13 protein-coding genes are annotated in these 17,676 nt (G+C 60.1%); 11 read left to right on the top strand and 2 right to left on the bottom strand.

All coding sequences use genetic code 11. The features are described from left to right. Positions 1-92: 92 nt before the first annotated feature. A complete protein-coding gene (locus AO356_RS09310; RefSeq protein ID WP_420480620.1) occupies positions 93-1,349 on the bottom strand; it encodes an MFS transporter in 1,257 nt (418 codons plus the stop codon). A 140-nt stretch (positions 1,350-1,489) separates the two neighbouring features. Here AO356_RS09310 and AO356_RS09305 point away from each other — a divergent pair, with 140 nt between their 5' ends. After that, positions 1,490-2,383 (top strand): LysR family transcriptional regulator, encoded by an 894-nt coding sequence (locus tag AO356_RS09305; protein WP_060739538.1) that lies wholly within the window; start codon positions 1,490-1,492, stop codon positions 2,381-2,383. Positions 2,384-2,414: 31 nt separating this feature from the next. On the opposite strand, the gene AO356_RS09300 is transcribed toward AO356_RS09305, so the two are convergent. Further along, entirely contained in the window at positions 2,415-6,398 is a 3,984-nt protein-coding gene (locus AO356_RS09300) for a dermonecrotic toxin domain-containing protein (protein ID WP_237140808.1), read from the bottom strand. A 268-nt stretch (positions 6,399-6,666) separates the two neighbouring features. Here AO356_RS09300 and AO356_RS09295 point away from each other — a divergent pair, with 268 nt between their 5' ends. The 10 genes from AO356_RS09295 to AO356_RS09250 all read left to right on the top strand — a co-directional run bounded on the left by AO356_RS09295 (position 6,667) and on the right by AO356_RS09250 (position 17,615). Then, positions 6,667-7,620, top strand: coding sequence for a LysR family transcriptional regulator (locus AO356_RS09295; RefSeq protein WP_060739536.1), 954 nt, complete (start codon positions 6,667-6,669; stop codon positions 7,618-7,620). Between the two features lie 625 nt (positions 7,621-8,245). Then, the gene (locus tag AO356_RS09290) at positions 8,246-9,157 is read left to right on the top strand and encodes a dihydrodipicolinate synthase family protein (protein ID WP_060739535.1); all 912 of its coding nucleotides are present in this window, start codon (positions 8,246-8,248) and stop codon (positions 9,155-9,157) included. Continuing rightward, the gene (locus AO356_RS09285; RefSeq protein ID WP_060739534.1) at positions 9,150-10,667 is read left to right on the top strand and encodes an aldehyde dehydrogenase; all 1,518 of its coding nucleotides are present in this window, start codon (positions 9,150-9,152) and stop codon (positions 10,665-10,667) included. Before AO356_RS09290 ends, AO356_RS09285 begins: the two co-directional genes overlap by 8 nt. Further along, positions 10,664-12,010 (top strand): NAD(P)/FAD-dependent oxidoreductase, encoded by a 1,347-nt coding sequence (locus AO356_RS09280; protein ID WP_060739533.1) that lies wholly within the window; start codon positions 10,664-10,666, stop codon positions 12,008-12,010. Before AO356_RS09285 ends, AO356_RS09280 begins: the two co-directional genes overlap by 4 nt. 70 nt (positions 12,011-12,080) lie before the next feature. Further along, the gene (locus AO356_RS09275; protein WP_060739532.1) at positions 12,081-12,929 is read left to right on the top strand and encodes a glycine betaine ABC transporter substrate-binding protein; all 849 of its coding nucleotides are present in this window, start codon (positions 12,081-12,083) and stop codon (positions 12,927-12,929) included. A 78-nt stretch (positions 12,930-13,007) separates the two neighbouring features. Next, a complete protein-coding gene (locus tag AO356_RS09270; protein WP_060739531.1) occupies positions 13,008-14,126 on the top strand; it encodes a quaternary amine ABC transporter ATP-binding protein in 1,119 nt (372 codons plus the stop codon). Further along, complete coding sequence (locus AO356_RS09265; protein WP_060739530.1) at positions 14,123-14,971, top strand: ABC transporter permease; 849 nt, start codon at positions 14,123-14,125, stop codon at positions 14,969-14,971. The genes AO356_RS09270 and AO356_RS09265 overlap by 4 nt, the downstream gene beginning before the upstream one ends. Continuing rightward, a complete protein-coding gene (locus AO356_RS09260; RefSeq protein ID WP_060739529.1) occupies positions 14,968-15,819 on the top strand; it encodes an ABC transporter permease in 852 nt (283 codons plus the stop codon). The genes AO356_RS09265 and AO356_RS09260 overlap by 4 nt, the downstream gene beginning before the upstream one ends. A 12-nt stretch (positions 15,820-15,831) precedes the next feature. Then, the gene (locus tag AO356_RS09255; RefSeq protein WP_060739528.1) at positions 15,832-16,830 is read left to right on the top strand and encodes a 4-hydroxyproline epimerase; all 999 of its coding nucleotides are present in this window, start codon (positions 15,832-15,834) and stop codon (positions 16,828-16,830) included. A gap of 263 nt (positions 16,831-17,093) precedes the next feature. Continuing rightward, entirely contained in the window at positions 17,094-17,615 is a 522-nt protein-coding gene (locus AO356_RS09250; RefSeq protein ID WP_237140807.1) for a hypothetical protein, read from the top strand. Positions 17,616-17,676 lie beyond the last annotated feature (61 nt).

Raw genomic sequence — 17,676 nt, 5'->3', positions numbered from 1 at the left:
GGTGGCTGGTTTTGGGGCGGCTGCGCCACCCAGCGGGAGCAAGCTCCCTCGCCACAAAGTGTCCACTTTGTTTCCAATGTGGATAGCGATGGCTAGACCTGCACATTCCCCGGCAACAACGGCAATTTCGCCAGCTTCACCGCCACCCACAACGCAATCACCAGCAAGCCACCGATGAACAGGCCGATCCCGTTCCAGCCGCCCAGGTGCCAGGCCACGCCGCCGGCCGTACCCGCCACGCTGGATCCGGCGTAGTAGCTGAACAGATAAAGTGACGAAGCCTGGCCCTTGGCCCTGAGGGCGCGGCGGCCGATCCAACTGCTGGCGACCGAATGGGCGCCGAAGAAACCGAAGGTGAACACCAACATGCCCAGGACCACCAGCCACAGCGGGGTGGCCATGGTCAGCACGAGGCCGGACAGCATCAGCGCGATGGTCGCCCAGAGCATTTTGCGGCGACCGAGTCTGTCCGCCAGTGCGCCGACTTTGGCCGAGCTGTAGATGCCCGACAGGTACACCACCGACAGCAACCCGACGAAGGCCTGGTCCAGATGATAAGGCTCGGCCAGCAGGCGGTAGCCGATGTAGTTGAACAGCGTCACGAACGCGCCCATCAGCACGAAGGCTTCGAGAAACAGCAGCGGCAACCCGGCGTCGCGAAAGTGCAGGGTGAAACCGTCCAGCAGACTGCGCGGGTGCAGCGAACGGGGACGGAAGTTGCGTGACTCGGGAAGAATTCGCCAGAACACCGCCGCCGCGATCAACGCCAGGCCGCCAATCACCAGCATCGCGGTGTGCCAACTGACGAAGTCGATCAAGACCCCGGTGATCAGGCGCCCGCACATGCCGCCGATGGCGTTGCCAGCGATATACAGCCCCATCGCCAGGCCGATGTGCTTGGGATGAATCTCTTCGCTCAGATACGTCATCGCGACCGCCGCCAACCCGCTCAACGACAGCCCGACCAAGGCGCGCAGCAGCAGGACGCCTTGCCAGGTCGGCATCATGGCGCTGGCGATCGTGCACACTGACGCGGCGAACAGTGCCGTGACCATCACCGGTTTGCGGCCGATGCGGTCGGAAATCGGGCCGGTGATCAACAGGCCGATGGCAAGCATGCCGGTCGCCACCGACAGGATCAGGCTGCTCTGCGCCGCGTTGATGGAAAACTCCTTGGACAGCAGCGGCATCATCGGTTGCACGCAATACAGCAGGGCAAAGGTCGCAAAGCCACCGCAGAACAGCGCCAGCACCGTGCGCATGAACATCGGCGTGCCCTTCTCGATGTAGATGTCCTTGAGTTCGGCGACGACATCGTCCTGCGCACGCGGCGGGATTTCATGGGCCAATGGAGCGACAGCAGTTTTCACGGTGGACCTCGCAAGGACACGATCAGGCAGGCAATGAAAAAAGCATATAGCTGGCTAATGTTTCTATCCAATATATTATTCGACCTGTTTAAGATGTTTGACGACCTATTGGATGGCCCATGGAACTGCGTCACTTGCGTTACTTCATCGCCGTGGCCGAAGAGCTGCATTTCGGCCGCGCCGCGCTGGCCCTGGGCATCTCCCAGCCGCCGTTGAGCCAGCAGATCCAGGCACTGGAACAGGAGATTGGCGCACGGTTGTTCGAGCGCACCAATCGTCGAGTCGAACTGAGCGAGGCCGGGCGGCTGTTCCTTGAAGAAGCACGACGGGTGTTGGTCCAGGTCGACAAGGCCGCCGACGTGGCCCGCCGTGCCCAACTGGGGGAACTGGGCGAGCTGAAAATCGGCTTTACCTCCTCGGCACCGTTCAACTCCACCATTCCCCAGGCGATCTTCTCGTTCCGTCAGCGCTTCCCGGCGGTGCACCTGAACCTGCGGGAAATGAGCAGCACCCAAGTGGCCGACGCACTGCTGGATGAGGCGATCGAAGTGGGCATCATGCGGCCCTTGCCGCTGCCCGACGCCCTGAGGGAAATCGAACTCAGCCGCGAACCCCTGGTGGCCGTGCTCAGCGCCAAGCATCCCCTGGCCCAGGGCGATGAAAAGGGCCTGTTCCTCTCGGCGTTGGCTCAGGAACCGTTCGTGTTTTTCCCGCGCAGCTACGGCAGCGGCCTCTACGCGCAATTGCTGAGCCTGGCCCGCGACGCCGGCTTCAGCCCGCACTTCGCCCAGGAAGCCGGTGAAGCCATGACCATCATCGGCCTGGTCGCGGCAGGGCTCGGTGTCTCGGTATTGCCGGCGTCCTACCAACGCATGCGCATCGATGGCGTGGTCTATCGACCGCTGCTCGACCCGGCGGCGGTCTCGGCCGTGTGGCTGGTGCAGCGCAAGGAACAGCGTTCGCCGATGGCGAAGGCGTTTGTGGATTTATTGACGCAAGGCACTGGCTGTTGATCCCCAACCACTCGACCTCGATTGGATCGGCCTAGCCTTCCCAGACCGTCGCGGGCTTATTGCCGTGGTAATCATAAAAGCCCTGGAGTGTCCACGTGTCGCCCTTGCGTTCGAACGCGGCGCGCCATGCGCCTTTGCCACCGCCGGGGGACAGTTGGGCCATGGTGTACCAGTAGTACCGATAGATTCGCTTGGTGGTTATCCTGCCGGCGCGGATATCTGCCAGGATTTCCCCGACCTTGGCTTCAGCCTCCTTGGGAAAGCTGGCGTATGCCATCTGTGTTTCGGCCAATGGGCTGGTGCGGGTCTGGAATTTGTCCGGCACAGGTTCCGGGGCGGGTAAAACCATGGGGGCGGTGGGTGGGGGGGGCCCTGTCACTTTGTTGGACTTGGCCTGTGTAACGATTTCGATGTCGAAGGGTTCATAGTTTGCGAGCGAACTGGTGAAGTTTGTAATGTCTTCGCTGGTGAGCAGCATGGTATTTCGCTGGGTCTTGCCTTTGTTGACAATGAGATAAGGCACGCGATTGTTCCTGATTTCCGTCAACAGGCCAGGCTTGTGCATGCGCTGCTTCTCTTCCCGAAGCGCAGCGATCATCTCGTTGTAGTAATCCTCCGAAACCATGTAGTTTCCTCGGGCGGCCTGCGCTTGCGGGCCATCCCCCGGATATAACGCCTGGGCCTTGGCATTCAATTTGGCTTCCACGGCGTGCAACATGGCCCCGGTGTCTTTGGATATCTTGTCCATGGCCACTCTTTTCCGGCCTTTATGAGGCGTGAAGGTCATGAAGACTGCGCCGGTCAGGTTGTCCGTGATGATGGTGGTGTGCACCTGGATTCGATCTTCGGTAAAGAACACGTTTTTGTGCGAAATGATCGTGTCATATATTTTTATCTTTTGTGTTTCGCTCAGTTCGACGTCAGGCGCGTTGGCTTCGATGTCCTTATAGCTAAGGGTCACGATTCGCCAAGTGTTCATCTTGTCCAGCAGATCGTCGTGGGCGGCCTGATGCCGGGACAGATTGCCCCGGCCCTGGGTCAGGTCCCTTATTTTCGAGAGATAGGCGTTGAGGTCGAGCGCGTCTATGTCGGCCATGCTTTCGTCGAGTATGCGTTCGAGCAGCGCGTCAGGCATGGTGTGGAAAATCTCCTTTGCCGTGTTGACGGCTTCGAGGGTGGGGTAGCGATTGTTGACCAGCACCCCTTCCACCAATGCATTGAACGTTCGCTCTCGCGGCGTCTGCGGGGCTCGTCTGAGCAGGCTCTGGAGCGCGCCGCCTCCGCGTAGGCGCTGTCGTTCTTCAACCTGCCAACGATCATTTTCCCAAATGACAGTCCGTTGGTTGGAGCGGTTGTCGGGCGCGTAGATGATTTGCTCGCCTGCCTGGACCGCCGTCTTGTAATAGCCGTTCTCCAGCATCAAGTAGCCTTGCCCGCTTGCATCCCGGTACCGGTGGCGACCCTCGTGGATCAATCCGTGGCCGTCGAACCCTTTGAGCCGGTACGGCTCCAGCTCCGGGGCCGTCATGGGGGGGAGCGCCGATAGCGCCGGGCGTGCTTGTCTGCGACGGCGTCCGGAGCGGGCCATGATCAAGTCCTGCCCCGCCTCGGCGATGACCTCTCCCAGCCCGCCGATAAAATCAAGGGTCCACTGCTGCAGGCTGCCGTTCTCATCGTCTATCGCCGACACCGCGGCACCGCCGGCCATGGTCGGCAGGATCGCGCGTCCCAGCAGGCCCCCCAGCCGGCCTGCCGGGAACATCGACATCGCCCCCGTCAGCAGCATGACGGCGCTGCGGCGTCCCTCTTGGGCGTAGGTGCTGTCGCGCTCGGCATGGGTCACCGTCAACATGTCTGCCGTCTTGAGCCCATGGGCGATTTGCGTCTCATGCAACGCTTTGAACACATCCCCCTCGACGATGGGCGAAGCGATGGTCTTCGCGAAATCGTCCTGTGCCCTGTCCTGGGCCCACGCGAAGACAGACTGTGTGACTTTCTTGATTTTTTCCTCGAGCGCCAGGTCCTCCGAGGTCGGTGCCATGCTGGCAAGTTGCTTGGCCTGTTCGAGCAGCGGCAGGTGCGAAATGAGCCAACGGGTCATCTCCGACGTGGCAGTGAGTGTTTGCACCAAGGTTGTTTCCAACGCCCGCGCGCTTGGTGCATCCACGTCCCTGAACGTCTTGCCGTCGGGGGCGCCTGGTGTGTAAAGCGTCAACGAAGGGCGGCTGGCCGTCGCCTTCACCCCAAACGCCAGCACTTCCCTCAGCACGCTGTCGCCCCATTGCAGTTGGCGGACCACCACCTCGTGCCCGTTGACCTTGTCGCGCGCCGCTGCGGTCGGGCCGTCCAGTGCGGCCAGCACCAGCTTCAAGCCGATATTGTCCCGGTCGTGCCGCAAGTCTCCCGAAATATGCGCGGCCCACACTTGGGCGCGCATCTGTTGCGCTTTCAGGGCCATCCACTGCGCCTGTTGTTCCCGGGCCACGCGTTGCAGCTCGACCGGGAGCCGGGCGCCGATGTTCGCCCTCTCAATGACGTCCACAATTTGCGCGAAGCTCAGCGGCCCTTCCACGGTTGGGTGAGAGGCATGGCGTTCGTCCTGGGTCAGGTTGGACATCGCCCACTGCGTCAGGGAGCGACGGTCATCGACGATTCCCCTCACGCTGCCTTGCGAGACCCCGGAGCCAAACGGCGAGCTACCCGTCGGTGCGTGGGGATCGACCACGGTTCTTCTGATGCTCAGGGACACGTCCTCAGGGTCGACCGGCGGGTATTTCGCCTTGATGACATCGGCGAGCAACTGACGGGTCCGGTCACGAAGAGCGTCCATGGTGGCCAGCGTCACCGGGTCCGGCGGCGGGGGCTGATCCGTCAGGGCGTTGTGCAGGGCTCGCGTCGCCGCCCACCATGCCAGGCGATCGCTGGCGGTAACGTGCGGGTTGCCGTGCAGCCAGTCATTGAGTCTCTTGAGGTTTAGCCGCAGTTCGCGCTCCTCCATGGCGTTCGCCAGGTCCAGCTTGTGGCCGATGTCCGCCGCCGCATCGACCCTGTTCATCCAGGCGGTGATTTCTTCCGATGTCGCGGGACCGTCCAGCACGGCATCGCGCACGGCGGTTTTTTGCCCTGTCCGCAGTTCCGTGACCAGGCGCGCGAGGAAGTGCTCGGTGACAGGCGCGATGTCGACTTCATCCCCAGCGTTGCCGTCTTGTGCCAGGCCGGCCGTGAGCGCCACCAGGGTGTCGTACAGTTGCAACGGCTGGCCCGGGCGGTACAGCACGGCATGTCCCGAATCGCTGGCGTTGTCATACCGCGACAAGGCCACGGCGCCCGACACCGGTACGCTGAAGCCCCACCGGCGGGGTGTGATCCCCAGGCTGAACACCCCGGGTCGGACCCGTTCCGCCAACTGTGCGCGAGACGCTGCGTCCGGCGCCGACAACGCATAGTCGGTCAGCGCCTGGTGCATTTGCGGGCTCAATGTCGTGTCCAGCCGATGCAGATCGGCCTGGGCCTTGAGTTGCCTGGCGAGTTCGTCCGCCAGCCAGTCGCCGACCTTGCGGTCCTGGCTGAAGTCGGCCGGTTTGTTCCAGAACTCATCCAATGCACGGGTGAGCAGTCGTTCATAAAGCGCCGGCGTGGCGCTGATCAGCCGCTTGATTTCATCTTTTGCGGCGCGCTCGTTCAGGGCGACGGGCGCTGCGGTGGTGCCGTCCCGATGGGTGACAATCTCGATGTCGTCCAGGTCACGGAAGAACGCCCTCGGATCGATCCTGCCAGCGACGACTTGCAGCAAAAGCGTCTCGAGCAAGCGGGTGTCCGTCACCGTCTTACCGGTTGCCGGGTCATCGGCTGTGCGCTGCGCAGGCGCGATCATCTCTTCTCGCAGCGTGCGCACGGACAGCTCGTGCACCGTCATGCTGCCCGCCAAGGCAGGGAAGGTTCTCCTGAACCAATAATCCAGGTGTTGCCTCATCACATTGGAAGGCCTTGGGATGGCGTCGTTCAGGCGGATCATGTGTTGCTGTGACGCCTTGAGCTGGCTGATCAGCGGGGCATCCGGCAGCGCTGCGCTGTCGGCGAACGGTAAGTCATGGGACGTTGTAAGGGAGGTGTGTTGCACTGCTTTTCTTCCTGGAGGAATGTTGGCAGTACAACCTATTCAGGAAAAGTTCGGGTGGGTGGTATATAGGTACCGCATGCGGGGAGGGGCGATAGCGTAAGAAGATCTCTATCTCAGTTCCCAGTATCTGCCTATTTCTCAAAATGGATGACTCGTTAAAGCTATGGTCAAGCACATCGATCCAGATTTGACGTTGTTGAAGATGCCTTCTCTCAAGGCCGTCAAGTCCTTCGTGGCCGCCGCCAAATACCAGAGCTTCACCCGTGCCGCAGAGGCGCTGTGCGTGACCCAGGCAGCGATCAGTCGGCAAATTCGCGAGCTTGAAACGTATCTTGGCGTAGAGCTGTTCAGGCGAGTAGGTCGTGCGGTCGAGTTGACCGAAGCAGGCGCCATTTTCTTCGACGCAGCGCAAATGTCATTCGTAAATATCTCCCAGGCGGCTGAGCGCATCCGCACCCATAACGCCGGGAAGCGCGTGCTGACCCTGTGCTGCTCTCCCGCATTTTCGGCGCTATGGCTGGCGGCGAAACTGCCTGCCTTTTTCAGCCAGAATCCCGATATTGATCTCAACCTGATCACCACCCAGAACTTTCTGTCGATGGAGCCTGGCATTCGCCCGGACATTTTCATCACCAAGATGGCCCGGATTCAGGATGGTTACCGCAGCTATCCGCTGTTTCACGACGTGATCTATCCGGTCTGTACCCCGCAATACCGAGACGCCCACCCGGAGTTGTCGAGCCTGGAAGGGCTGCGCAACGGCGTGCTGCTCAATCTCAGCCCCTACGGCCGTTCGCAGGTGGCGGAGCATGTGGACTGGAATGTGTGGTTCGCCTTCCATAACGTCAATCTTGACGAGCGCCCGCACGACAGCCCTCACGTGCTCAATGCCAACGACTACAACCTCATCATCAGCATGGTGCTGACCCATCAGGGCGTGTCTCTTGGCTGGAACCACTTGGTGACAAAGCTGATTGACGACGGGTTGCTGGTGCGGCCGGTCGCTGAAGAAGTTGTGCTCAAGGAAAGCCAGCACTACCTGACGTTCAGGGAAGACCGCGAGCACGACGAGGCCTGTTGTCGGTTCAGGGACTGGGTGCTGTCGCAGTTCGAATGAACCGGCCATCCGCGACGCGAACGACATCCTGAGCGTCCAATCGATAACATTTTTTTATGCATTGCCCAGTGAAAAGGTTTCTTGTTGGCAAGCGCGTTCGACACGTAATCTTCACACAAGCCGCCAGTAATCCTCGGGTCGATGCAAGAGGATTCGAGGCGTGCAAAAGCCGATGGAGACCTTCCATACGTGCTGAAAATAAGAAACCGTCGTCACTGCCAATTGGGATAGATACGGTCTGACTATGTTGATTAAAGCGATTGCTCATCTGCCCTGTGTCGAACAGTGTCTGCCTGAGGTAAAGGCCGTGTCTCGACCGAACGTATTCTAAAGTTTCAGCGTTTTTTCTGCTGCCTGCTCGATGTACTTGAGTGGGTCTGGAAATGTGTCTCGCTGGGCGATTGCGAAAGAACATTGAAGTTCTTGCGTTGATAAAGGTTCAGGATTAAATCCTGAGTCAACGTCATCCTCACACTTGCGTTATTTGTTTTTACATCGGGGCACGTCCCGGAAATCAGATGGACTTTATTTCGTGTTCCAGGGCTTCGGCCGCGTACGTTTTGCTGTTGTTAATTGGCCGTTTCTTTTTAAACGCCACGGCCATTCCTATTCGGAGAATATCGTCTTGAAATTCGAAGGCATTTATACACCGGCGGTCACGCCGCATACGCCTGATGGTGAAATCGACTGGCGCGTCTTTTCCGAGGTTCTCGAATCTCTGATCGAAGCGAAAGTGCACGGGATCATCATTGGCGGTTCCACCGGCGAATATTATGCGCAGACTGCCGAGGAGCGCCTCAAGCTCGCCGCACATGCCAGGGAAGTCATCGGCAGTCGCGTACAGTTGATCATCGGCACCGGCGCCATTCGCACCGAAGACGCGGTGTTGTTTGCCGAGGATGCCAAGCGGATCAAGGCCGACGCGATCCTGGTGACCACACCGCCCTACGCGCTGCCGACCGATCAGGAAAACGCCATCCACGCGCTGACCATCGACCGCGCGGCCAATATGCCGATCATGTTGTACAACTATCCGGGTCGCATGTGTGTGCAAATGAACGAGGAATACCTCGCTCGGGTCGGCAAGTCCAAAAACGTAAAAGCCATTAAAGAAAGTTCCGGCGATATGGGCCGCGTTCATTTATTGGCCCGTGAATTTCCCCATATCGCCTTGTCTTGTGGTTGGGATGACCAGGCACTTGAGTTCTTTGCCTGGGGCGCCAGGAGTTGGGTGTGTGCCGGTTCCAACTTTCTGCCAAAAGAGCATGTTGCGTTATATGAAGCCTGTGTCGTCGAGAAGAACTTCGATAAGGGCCGCCAGATCATGTCCGCGATGATGCCGCTGATGAATGCGCTGGACGGCGGCAAGTTCGTGCAGTGCATCAAGTTCGGTTGTGAATTGAACGGGCTCGCAGTCGGTGACGTACGTGCGCCATTGCGTCCGCTCAATTCGGACGACAAACGCAGCCTGCAGACCGTCATCGCCAACGTGAAACGTACCGTCGCCCACATCACCTCGGGAGCCAACAATGCGTGATCTTCTGACTGCGGCCGAATATGCCGCCATCGCAAAGTCGATGTCGTTTCCGAACACCGCCTTCATCAATGGCGCCTTCAAGCCTGCGATTTCCGGCAATACCTTTGCCACCGTCAATCCGGCTACCGGCGAGCTTTTGACCGAGGTTTCGGCCTGTGCTGCCGAAGACGTGGACTATGCCGTCAGCAAAGCCAGGGAAGCCTTCGAAGATGGCCGCTGGAGGCTGCTGCCCCCTGGCGAGCGCAAGGCCGTGCTCCTGAAGTTCGCCAAGCTGCTGGAAAAGAATCGTCATGAACTGGCGGTGCTGGAAAGCCTGGACAGCGGAAAACCGGTGCGTGAATGCCAACTGGTCGACGTGCCCGACACCATTCACACCCTGCGCTGGCATGCCGAGGTGATCGACAAGCTTTACGACCACACCGCGCCGGTGGGCAACGATGCCTTGACCATGGTGGTGCGCGAGCCGATTGGCGTTGTGGGCTGTGTGCTGCCGTGGAACTTCCCGCTGTTGATGCTCGCCTGGAAGATCGGCCCTGCGCTGGCCGCCGGTTGTTCGGTGATCGTCAAACCCGCTGAACAAACCACCTTGACCACACTGCGTGTCGCCGAGCTGGCCTTCGACGCGGGTGTGCCCGCTGGCGTGCTGAACATCGTCACGGGTACCGGCAAGGACGTGGGCGAACCCCTCGGCCTGCACAAAGATGTCGACATGGTGAGCTTTACCGGCTCAACCGCAACCGGTCGGCGCTTCCTGCATTACGCCGCCGATTCCAATCTCAAGCGTGTAGTGCTCGAGTGTGGCGGCAAGAACCCGGCCGTGGTCATGGACGACGCCGAGGATCTCGACCTGGTCGCCGAGCAGGTGGTCAACGGCGCGTTCTGGAACATGGGCGAGAACTGCTCGGCGACTTCGCGCCTGCTGGTTCACGCATCGGTCAAAGACGAACTGCTCAAGCGCATGGGCGCCTATATCCGCGAGTGGAAAATGGGCGACCCGCTGGACCCGCAGAATCGCGTGGGCGCACTGGTCAGCAGCGACCATTTCGAGAAAGTGAAGTCCTACCTGGATTACGCCAGCGCGAGCAATCTGGAAGCCGTGTATGGCGGCGATACTCATGACGGTGCCTTTATTCAGCCCACCGTAATCGACGGTGTGGATCGCGACAGCCGCCTGTTCCAGGAAGAGATTTTCGGCCCGGTGCTGTCGGTCACGACCTTCAACTCGATCTGCGAAGCCATTGCCCTGGCAAACGACACCCACTACGGGTTGGCCGCTTCGGTGTACACCGGCAACCTGCGCCGGGCGATCAAGCTGGCTCGCGAAATCCGTGCCGGGATCGTCACTGTCAACTGCTTCGGCGAGGGCGATGCATCGACGCCGTTCGGCGGTTACAAGGAGTCCGGTTTCGGTGGTCGCGACAAGTCAGTGTTCGCCCACGACCAGTACACCGAAATCAAAACCATCTGGATCGATGTGTCTGATCGGTCGGTTGACGAGACCGTAAAATGAGCGATCACACCATCAAGCGGCTGCCGGTAGACACCGGTGTTTCAGGCTGGGAGGCGATCTCCACGCGTTCCGCCCCTGTGCGAATGCTTGATGGGAACGTGTCGGCGGACTGGCTGATCATCGGTGCGGGATTCGCGGGTCTGTCGGCGGCGCGTCGGCTGTCCCAGCTACGTCCCGACGACACCATCGTGGTGGTCGACGCCCATGAAATCGCCAAGGGCCCTGCGGGGCGCAACTCCGGTTTCATGATCGATGTGCCCCACAGCCTGTCCTCCGGCGAATACTCGGTGGCCGGTGAGTCCGCCACTGCGCAGGAGATCGCACAGAATCGCTTTGCCATCGACTTTGCGGCTCAGGCTGCGGTTGAGTACGGCATGTCGCGGCAGACCTTCGACCCCTCCGGGAAGATCAACGCGGCAGCCACCGAGCGCGGCTTGAAGCTGAACCTCAAGTACGCGAAATCCCTGGCGAGGATCGGCGAGCGGCATGAGTTGTACGACGCCAAACAGATGCTGGAAATCACCGGCTCGAATTACTACCACGGTGGGTTGTATACCCCCGGCGCGGTGATGATTCAGCCGGCGCAGTACATCCGCGACCTGGCGCAGGGGCTGGGGCAGAAGATCAGCCTCTACGAGCGCTCGCCGATTGTCGAGCTGTCGAAGTCCGGGGCCGGCTGGGTGGCGAAATCCCACAAGGGCCGAGTCTCGGCGCCGAAAGTCATCCTTGCGGTCAATGGCCACATCGAAGACTTCGGGCATTTCAAGGGGCGGCTGCTGCACGTCTTCACCTACGCCTCGATGACCGCCGGATTCAGCCACGACGAATTCAAACGCAACGTGACCGGTCACGACCGCTGGGCGCTGCTGCCCGCCGATCCGATGGGCGCAACGGTGCGCAAGATCACCTCGAACGGGCAATCGCGCATCGTCATTCGCACCAAGTTCACCTACGACCCGACCATCACCGTGACGCCGATGCGTGTTGCGGCGGTGGCCGAAGAACAACGGCATTCGCTCGACGCACGCTTCCCGGAGTTGAAATCGACACCCATCGAATTCAGCTGGGCAGGGCGCCTGTGCCTGAGCCGCAACAGCGCGCCAGCCTTTGGCGAAGTGGAAGAAAACCTCTACGCCGCATGCTGCGAGAACGGTCTGGGCACGGTGAAGAGCACCCTGGCCGGGGTCATGGCCGCCGAGTTGGCAAGCGGTACGCAGTCGGAGTTTTTGCAGCGCTACAGCCAGGCTCCAGGGCCGAGCAAGTTGCCACCGAAGTTGTTGACTCAGTTGGGCGTCAGTTCAGTCATTCGCTGGCAGGCACTTAGGGCCGGTCGGGAAGGTTGAGGTCGAGTCGCAAGACCGAGGTTCGTTAAACATCCATAACCAGTTTTATAAACGTAGATCGGGGAACGCCATGAAGAAAATCTGGAAGGCAGTCTGTGCGGTTGCGGTAGCAGGCATGATGAGTCTGCCGGTTCACGCCGAAGAGAAAACCATCACCATGGGCACCATGAACTGGGAGGACTTGACCCCCATCACCGGCATCACCAAGAAGGTGCTCGAGGACTCTGGCTACACGGTCAAAGTGGTGGAGTTTTCGGAGTGGGGCATTGCCTATGCAGCCCTGACCAAGGGTGATGTTCAGGTTCTGGCCTCCCAGACCGATTACGCCGCCTCCGATTACTGGAACAAGAATAAAAACAGGCTCGAAAAACTGTCGCCGGTCTCGTTCGGTCTGTACCAGGGGCTGGCGGTGCCCAGCTATGTCGACATCGATTCGATCGATCAACTCAATGCCAACGCAGACAAGCTCGGCGGCAAGATCATCGGCATCGAGCCAGGGTCAGGCTTGATGAGCGATGCCAACAACGTGGTCAAGGCCTATGACCTCAAGCTGAAACTGGTCGAAGGCAGTACCGCTGCGATGACCGCCGCGCTGAAGTCTGCTGTGGACCGCAAAGAGTGGGTGGCGGTCACGGTGTGGGATCCGTCCTGGATGACCAAGAAATTCGACCTGAAGTTTCTGAAAGACCCCAAAGGCATCTTCCCGCCGCTGCAAGGCTATTACTGGATCGGCCATAAAGGTTTCGCCGAGGGCAATCCACGTGCCCGTGAGCTGATGGCCAGTGTTTACGTGCCTATCGCCGACATCACCGCCATGAACGCCGAGGTCAAGGACGGCAAGACCATGGATGAGGCCGTCAAGGGCTGGACCGACAGTCACGCCGATTTGTTGAAGCGCTGGGAAAACGTCAAGAAGTGAAACGCGACGCCTTTTTTGCCACTGCCGCCTTTTGATCAATGAGAGAAGTCAGCCAAAACTGACTCGACGGGTTACGACATGACAACGGCTAAAATTGACACTAACGAAGTGCTGGTAGATTGCCAGAATGTCTGGAAAATCTTTGGGGAAAGCGCACCTGCCGCGATGCAAGCTGTCGTTCAGCAGGGGCTTACCAAGACCCGGATTCTGCAAGATTACAGCTGCGTGGTCGGGGTCTCGAACGTCAGTCTCCAGGTCCGCCGTGGAGAGATCTTTTGCATCATGGGATTGTCCGGCAGTGGCAAATCCACCCTGATCAGGTTGCTCAACAAGCTGATCACTCCAAGTTCCGGAAAGGTCCTGGTCAAGGGCAAGGATCTTTCTACGCTTTCAGCGGCACAATTGCGCGAAGTACGCGCCCGGCACATCGGCATGGTCTTCCAGAGCGTGGCCCTGCTGCCCAACCGCACGGTGCTGGAAAACACCGCGTTCGGTCTGGAAGTGCAGGGCATCGGCAAGGCCGAGCGCTACAAGGTGGCTGAGCGTGCGCTGGCGAAAGTGGGCCTGAGCGAATGGTCGCAGCGTTACCCCAGCGAGTTGTCCGGGGGCATGCAGCAACGTGTCGGCTTGGCCCGGGCGATCACTGCCGACCCGGAAGTGATTCTGATGGACGAGCCGTTCAGCGCCCTCGACCCGTTGATCCGCCGCCAGCTACAGGACGAGTTCCGCCAGTTGACGAAAGAGCTCGGCAAGTCTGCGGTGTTCATTACCCACGACCTGGACGAAGCCATCCGCATCGGCGACCGCATCGCGATCATGAAGGACGGGGTGATCATCCAGGTGGGTACCGCCGAAGAAATCGTCCTCAAGCCTGCCGATGATTACGTGGCCGAGTTCGTCGCGGGCATCTCGCGCCTGCATCTGGTCAAGGCCCACTCGGTGATGACCCCGGTCGCGCCGTTCAAGGCGGCCAACCCCGGCTGTGATATTGCGCGACTGATCAAGACCAGGCTCGATGCGGACATCAACGAGCTGATTGGCCTGACCGTGAAATCCGAGCGCGATGCGTTGGCGGTGGTCGATAACGACGTGGTCGTAGGGATCATCACGCCTCGTGATCTGCTGCGCGGTGTGCAGGGAATTGCGAATGAATTCTCAGCCTCGTCAGCAACCGCTGCGCTGGAGGCTTCGGCATGAGCACCCCCGACTTTTCCAGTCAGTTCGATTCGGCCATCGATTCCAGCCTGGAGTGGCTGGCCGATCACGGCGAGTTCCTGTTCAGCGCCGCCAACGACGCGCTGACAGCGGTCTACAAAGGCGTGCTCTGGTGCATCGCCTTGCCGCCGTTTTACGTCATTGCGCTGCTGTTCGCGTTGATCGGCTGGCGCTTGATCGGCCTTCGTTTCGCGATTCTGTCGGGGCTGGCACTGATGTTTTGCGCCTTTATCGGGCTGTGGCCGGAGACCGTGAGCACCCTGGCTCTTGTCCTCACCGCGACCTTTCTGGCGCTGTTGGTTGCAATCCCGTTGGGCGTGGTCGCGGGGCTCGCGCCTGCATTCGACCAGGTGGTCGATCCGTGCCTGGACCTGGTGCAGACCATGCCGCCCTACATTTATCTGCTGCCTGCCATTGCGCTGTTGGGATACGGCCCTGCCACGGCGTTGTTGGCGACTTTCATTGTCGCGCTGCCACCGGCCTTGCGCCTGACTTCGCTGGGCATTCGCATGACCCCCAAGGAGTTCATCGAACTGGGTGACGCCAGCGGTGTGACCGGGATGCAGATGTTCTTCAAGATCCGCCTGCCATTCGCGATGCCCAGCATCATGGCCGGCGTCAACCAGAGCCTGATGATGGCGTTCGGCATGGTCGTGATCGCCGGGATCGTCGGTTCCGGCGGCCTGGGTGAGTCGATCTACGGCGCGGTGCGCACGTTGGACATCGCCAAGTCGATCAACGCGGCCATCGCCATCGTCATCCTGACCATGATCCTCGACCGCCTGGCGCAGAGTGCAGCGCGGCCTCGTATGGGAGAAAGCCAATGAGCATCGCCGACCTGCGTTTTTCCCCCGGTGAGTTTCTAGCCCCCGTCGTGGACTGGCTCAACGCCAATCTGCATGGCTTGTTCGTCGTCATCAGCCAAGTGGTAGAGGCTGTGCTGGGGCTGGTCGAGCACCTGTTGCTGGCGCCTCATCCCTACATGATGATCGCCATCGTCTTTGTTGCCGCGTTCATCTTCGCCACCAAACGTGTGGCGGTGTTCGCGGCGTTGATGTTGGCGTTCTGCCTGTTCTCTGGCCTGTGGGTCGCGTCGATGCAGACCATCGCGCTGGTGTCCGTGTCGGTGCTGATTTCGGTGGCGATTGCCTTCCCGCTGGGTGTTCTGGCCGCTCGGGTCAAGCGCGTAGACGATGCGTTTCTGCCAATCCTCAACATCATGCAGACCGTGCCGCCTTGGGTGTATCTGATTCCGGCGGTGATCCTGTTCAGCCTGGGGCGTGTTCCGGCGATCATCGCCACCATCGTCTACGGCATTCCGCCGATGCTGCGCCTGACCACGCTGGCGTTCAAACAACTGCCCAAAGACCTGCTGGAACTGGGGCAAGCGTCCGGTGCGTCGCCGAAGGACATTCTGTTCAAGATCGAATTGCCGACCGCCGCACCGACGCTGCTGGTGGGCCTGAACCAGTGCATCCTGATGTCGCTGGCCATGGTGGTACTCGCCGGTCTGGTGGGGGCGGGTGGCCTGGGGGCTGAAGTCACCAGGGGGCTGTCGCGGATGGAAATGGGCCTGGGCCTGCGCGCCGGTCTTGCCATCGTCGCCATCGCGTTGCTGCTCGATCGCCTGTCTCGCGGCGCGCTGCAGCGCCATTCGCCAAGCAAAATGGTTTAACAGGATGGCACCATGAGACGCAGTTTTTTCTGTATCGATTCCCACGCCTGCGGCAATCCGGTTCGCGTTGTCGCAGGTGGCGGTCCGTTGTTGCCATCGGTTTCCATGGCCGAGCGGCGGGAGATATTCGTCCGCGATCACGACTGGGTACGCACCGCGCTGATGTTCGAGCCTCGCGGCCACGACATCATGTCCGGCGTGATCATCTACCCCTCGACTCGCGAAGATTGCGACTTTGGCGCGTTGTTCATCGAAGTCAGCGGCTGCTTGCCGATGTGCGGCGCGGGGACCATCGGGCTTTCGACGGTGGTCATCGAAGAGGGGCTGGTGACGCCGAAAGAACCGGGCAAGCTGGCGATCGAAACCCCGGCCGGCCGTGTCGATGTCGAGTACACCCTGGACGGTGAATACGTCGAGTCGATCAAACTGTTCAACGTCGCCAGCTACCTGCACAGCGCGGATGTTGTGGTGCAGGTGCCTGGCGTCGGGCAACTGACTGTCGACATCGCCTACGGCGGTAACTTTTACGCGGTGGTCGAACCGCAGCAATGCTGGCCAGGCCTTGATGGACACAGCACCGCCGATATCGTCGGTCTGAGTGTGAAACTGCGCGCGGCGCTGGCCGGAATCTGTAATCCGTTGCACCCGGAAAATGAGCGGATCACTGGCGTGCATCACGTCATCTGGTGCGACAAACCGCAGAACAGCACGGCGGATGGTCGTTGCGCGGTGTTTTACGGTGACAAGGCCATTGATCGTTCTCCTGGTGGCACCGGAACTTCCGCCAGGATGGCGCAGTTGTTTGGCAAGGGGCGACTGAAAGTCGGCGACACCTATCGACACGAGAGTCCGATTGGCACGCTTTACGAAGGCAAGGTCGAGGCGGCGATAAAGGTTGGCGAATTCGACGGCATACGCCCGAGCATCACCGGTTGGGCCCAGGTGACAGGCTACAACACCCTTTTTGTCGATGACAGAGACCCGCTCGCCCACGGGTTCCAGCTCGCGTAAGCGCTTCTCCAGGGGGCATCGCTTCGGGCGATTGAAGCCAAGCGTAACGAATCGCCAGATAAACATTCTGGGCTGTAGGAAAACGCGCATTTCTAGTTGAGACACTTCCTATTCGTTCCAGGTACCACGCCGTTGGGATTGCCACTCACCTGTGCTGCGACGTCTTATTCATCATTCCGAATCCTCCGGCTCGGTGCTCCTTCCCAGCGGCAAGGGGCGCAGCCTGAAGCCCATGAATAAGGCCCCTGGAAATGCACTCACCTTTGGATGCCCTCTACACCAACGAAATTTCCCGTGAAGCGCTCTGTCATTTGGATGACTTGTACTTGGAGCAACGCCACCTGGAGGGTTACGGCGAAGAAGTCGCGGCATTCGTCAATCGACAAAAAGCATTCGTCCAAGCGCATCCGCCAATCGCTATTTATCGAGTGGCCACCGAGGGCAGCCAGACGCGGTACGGCGGAACGATCCAGCAGGTGTCATCGTCATTGACGTTCACCTTGGATAATGGCTGGAAAGTGCGGGCCGCGCAGAAAGGCGACCAGGTGGTGTATGCCGATGGCAGCACGGCACGGATCATCACCGGCGCGGGGGAAGCCAATAGCAATATCGCGCTGGTCGGCAGTCGTTTGAGCAATGGCGACGAAATCATCAATACGCTTCAGAAACGTTTCCTGATCATCGTGCGTGAAGGCGTGCCGATGGCGGAGGATTTCCTGCCTGCTCTTAAACGGGCGGATGTTCATCGCCTGCACTCGAATGGGATGAAGGAAGACATCCAATGAACGAGGGTCTGCTGCGCAGCCCTGCGGGAGCAAGCTCCCTCGCCACAAGGTCCGTGCTGGA

The sequence above is a fragment of the Pseudomonas fluorescens genome, from assembly GCF_001307275.1.
GTDB lineage: Bacteria > Pseudomonadota > Gammaproteobacteria > Pseudomonadales > Pseudomonadaceae > Aquipseudomonas > Aquipseudomonas fluorescens_AA.
Note: the sequence above shows the minus strand (reverse complement) of the source record. Positions and strands in the feature narration are given on the sequence as shown.

What these genes read in the sequence shown, in the direction of transcription:
- AO356_RS09285 (WP_060739534.1), top strand. Translation starts at nt 9,150, where the DNA reads ATGCGTGATCTTCTGACTGCGGCCGAATATGCCGCCATCGCAAAGTCG.
- AO356_RS09270 (WP_060739531.1), top strand. Translation starts at nt 13,008, where the DNA reads ATGACAACGGCTAAAATTGACACTAACGAAGTGCTGGTAGATTGCCAG.
- AO356_RS09305 (WP_060739538.1), top strand. Translation starts at nt 1,490, where the DNA reads ATGGAACTGCGTCACTTGCGTTACTTCATCGCCGTGGCCGAAGAGCTG.
- AO356_RS09280 (WP_060739533.1), top strand. Translation starts at nt 10,664, where the DNA reads ATGAGCGATCACACCATCAAGCGGCTGCCGGTAGACACCGGTGTTTCA.
- AO356_RS09295 (WP_060739536.1), top strand. Translation starts at nt 6,667, where the DNA reads ATGGTCAAGCACATCGATCCAGATTTGACGTTGTTGAAGATGCCTTCT.
- AO356_RS09300 (WP_237140808.1), bottom strand. Translation starts at nt 6,398, where the DNA reads ATGATCCGCCTGAACGACGCCATCCCAAGGCCTTCCAATGTGATGAGG.
- AO356_RS09275 (WP_060739532.1), top strand. Translation starts at nt 12,081, where the DNA reads ATGAAGAAAATCTGGAAGGCAGTCTGTGCGGTTGCGGTAGCAGGCATG.
- AO356_RS09260 (WP_060739529.1), top strand. Translation starts at nt 14,968, where the DNA reads ATGAGCATCGCCGACCTGCGTTTTTCCCCCGGTGAGTTTCTAGCCCCC.
- AO356_RS09255 (WP_060739528.1), top strand. Translation starts at nt 15,832, where the DNA reads ATGAGACGCAGTTTTTTCTGTATCGATTCCCACGCCTGCGGCAATCCG.
- AO356_RS09265 (WP_060739530.1), top strand. Translation starts at nt 14,123, where the DNA reads ATGAGCACCCCCGACTTTTCCAGTCAGTTCGATTCGGCCATCGATTCC.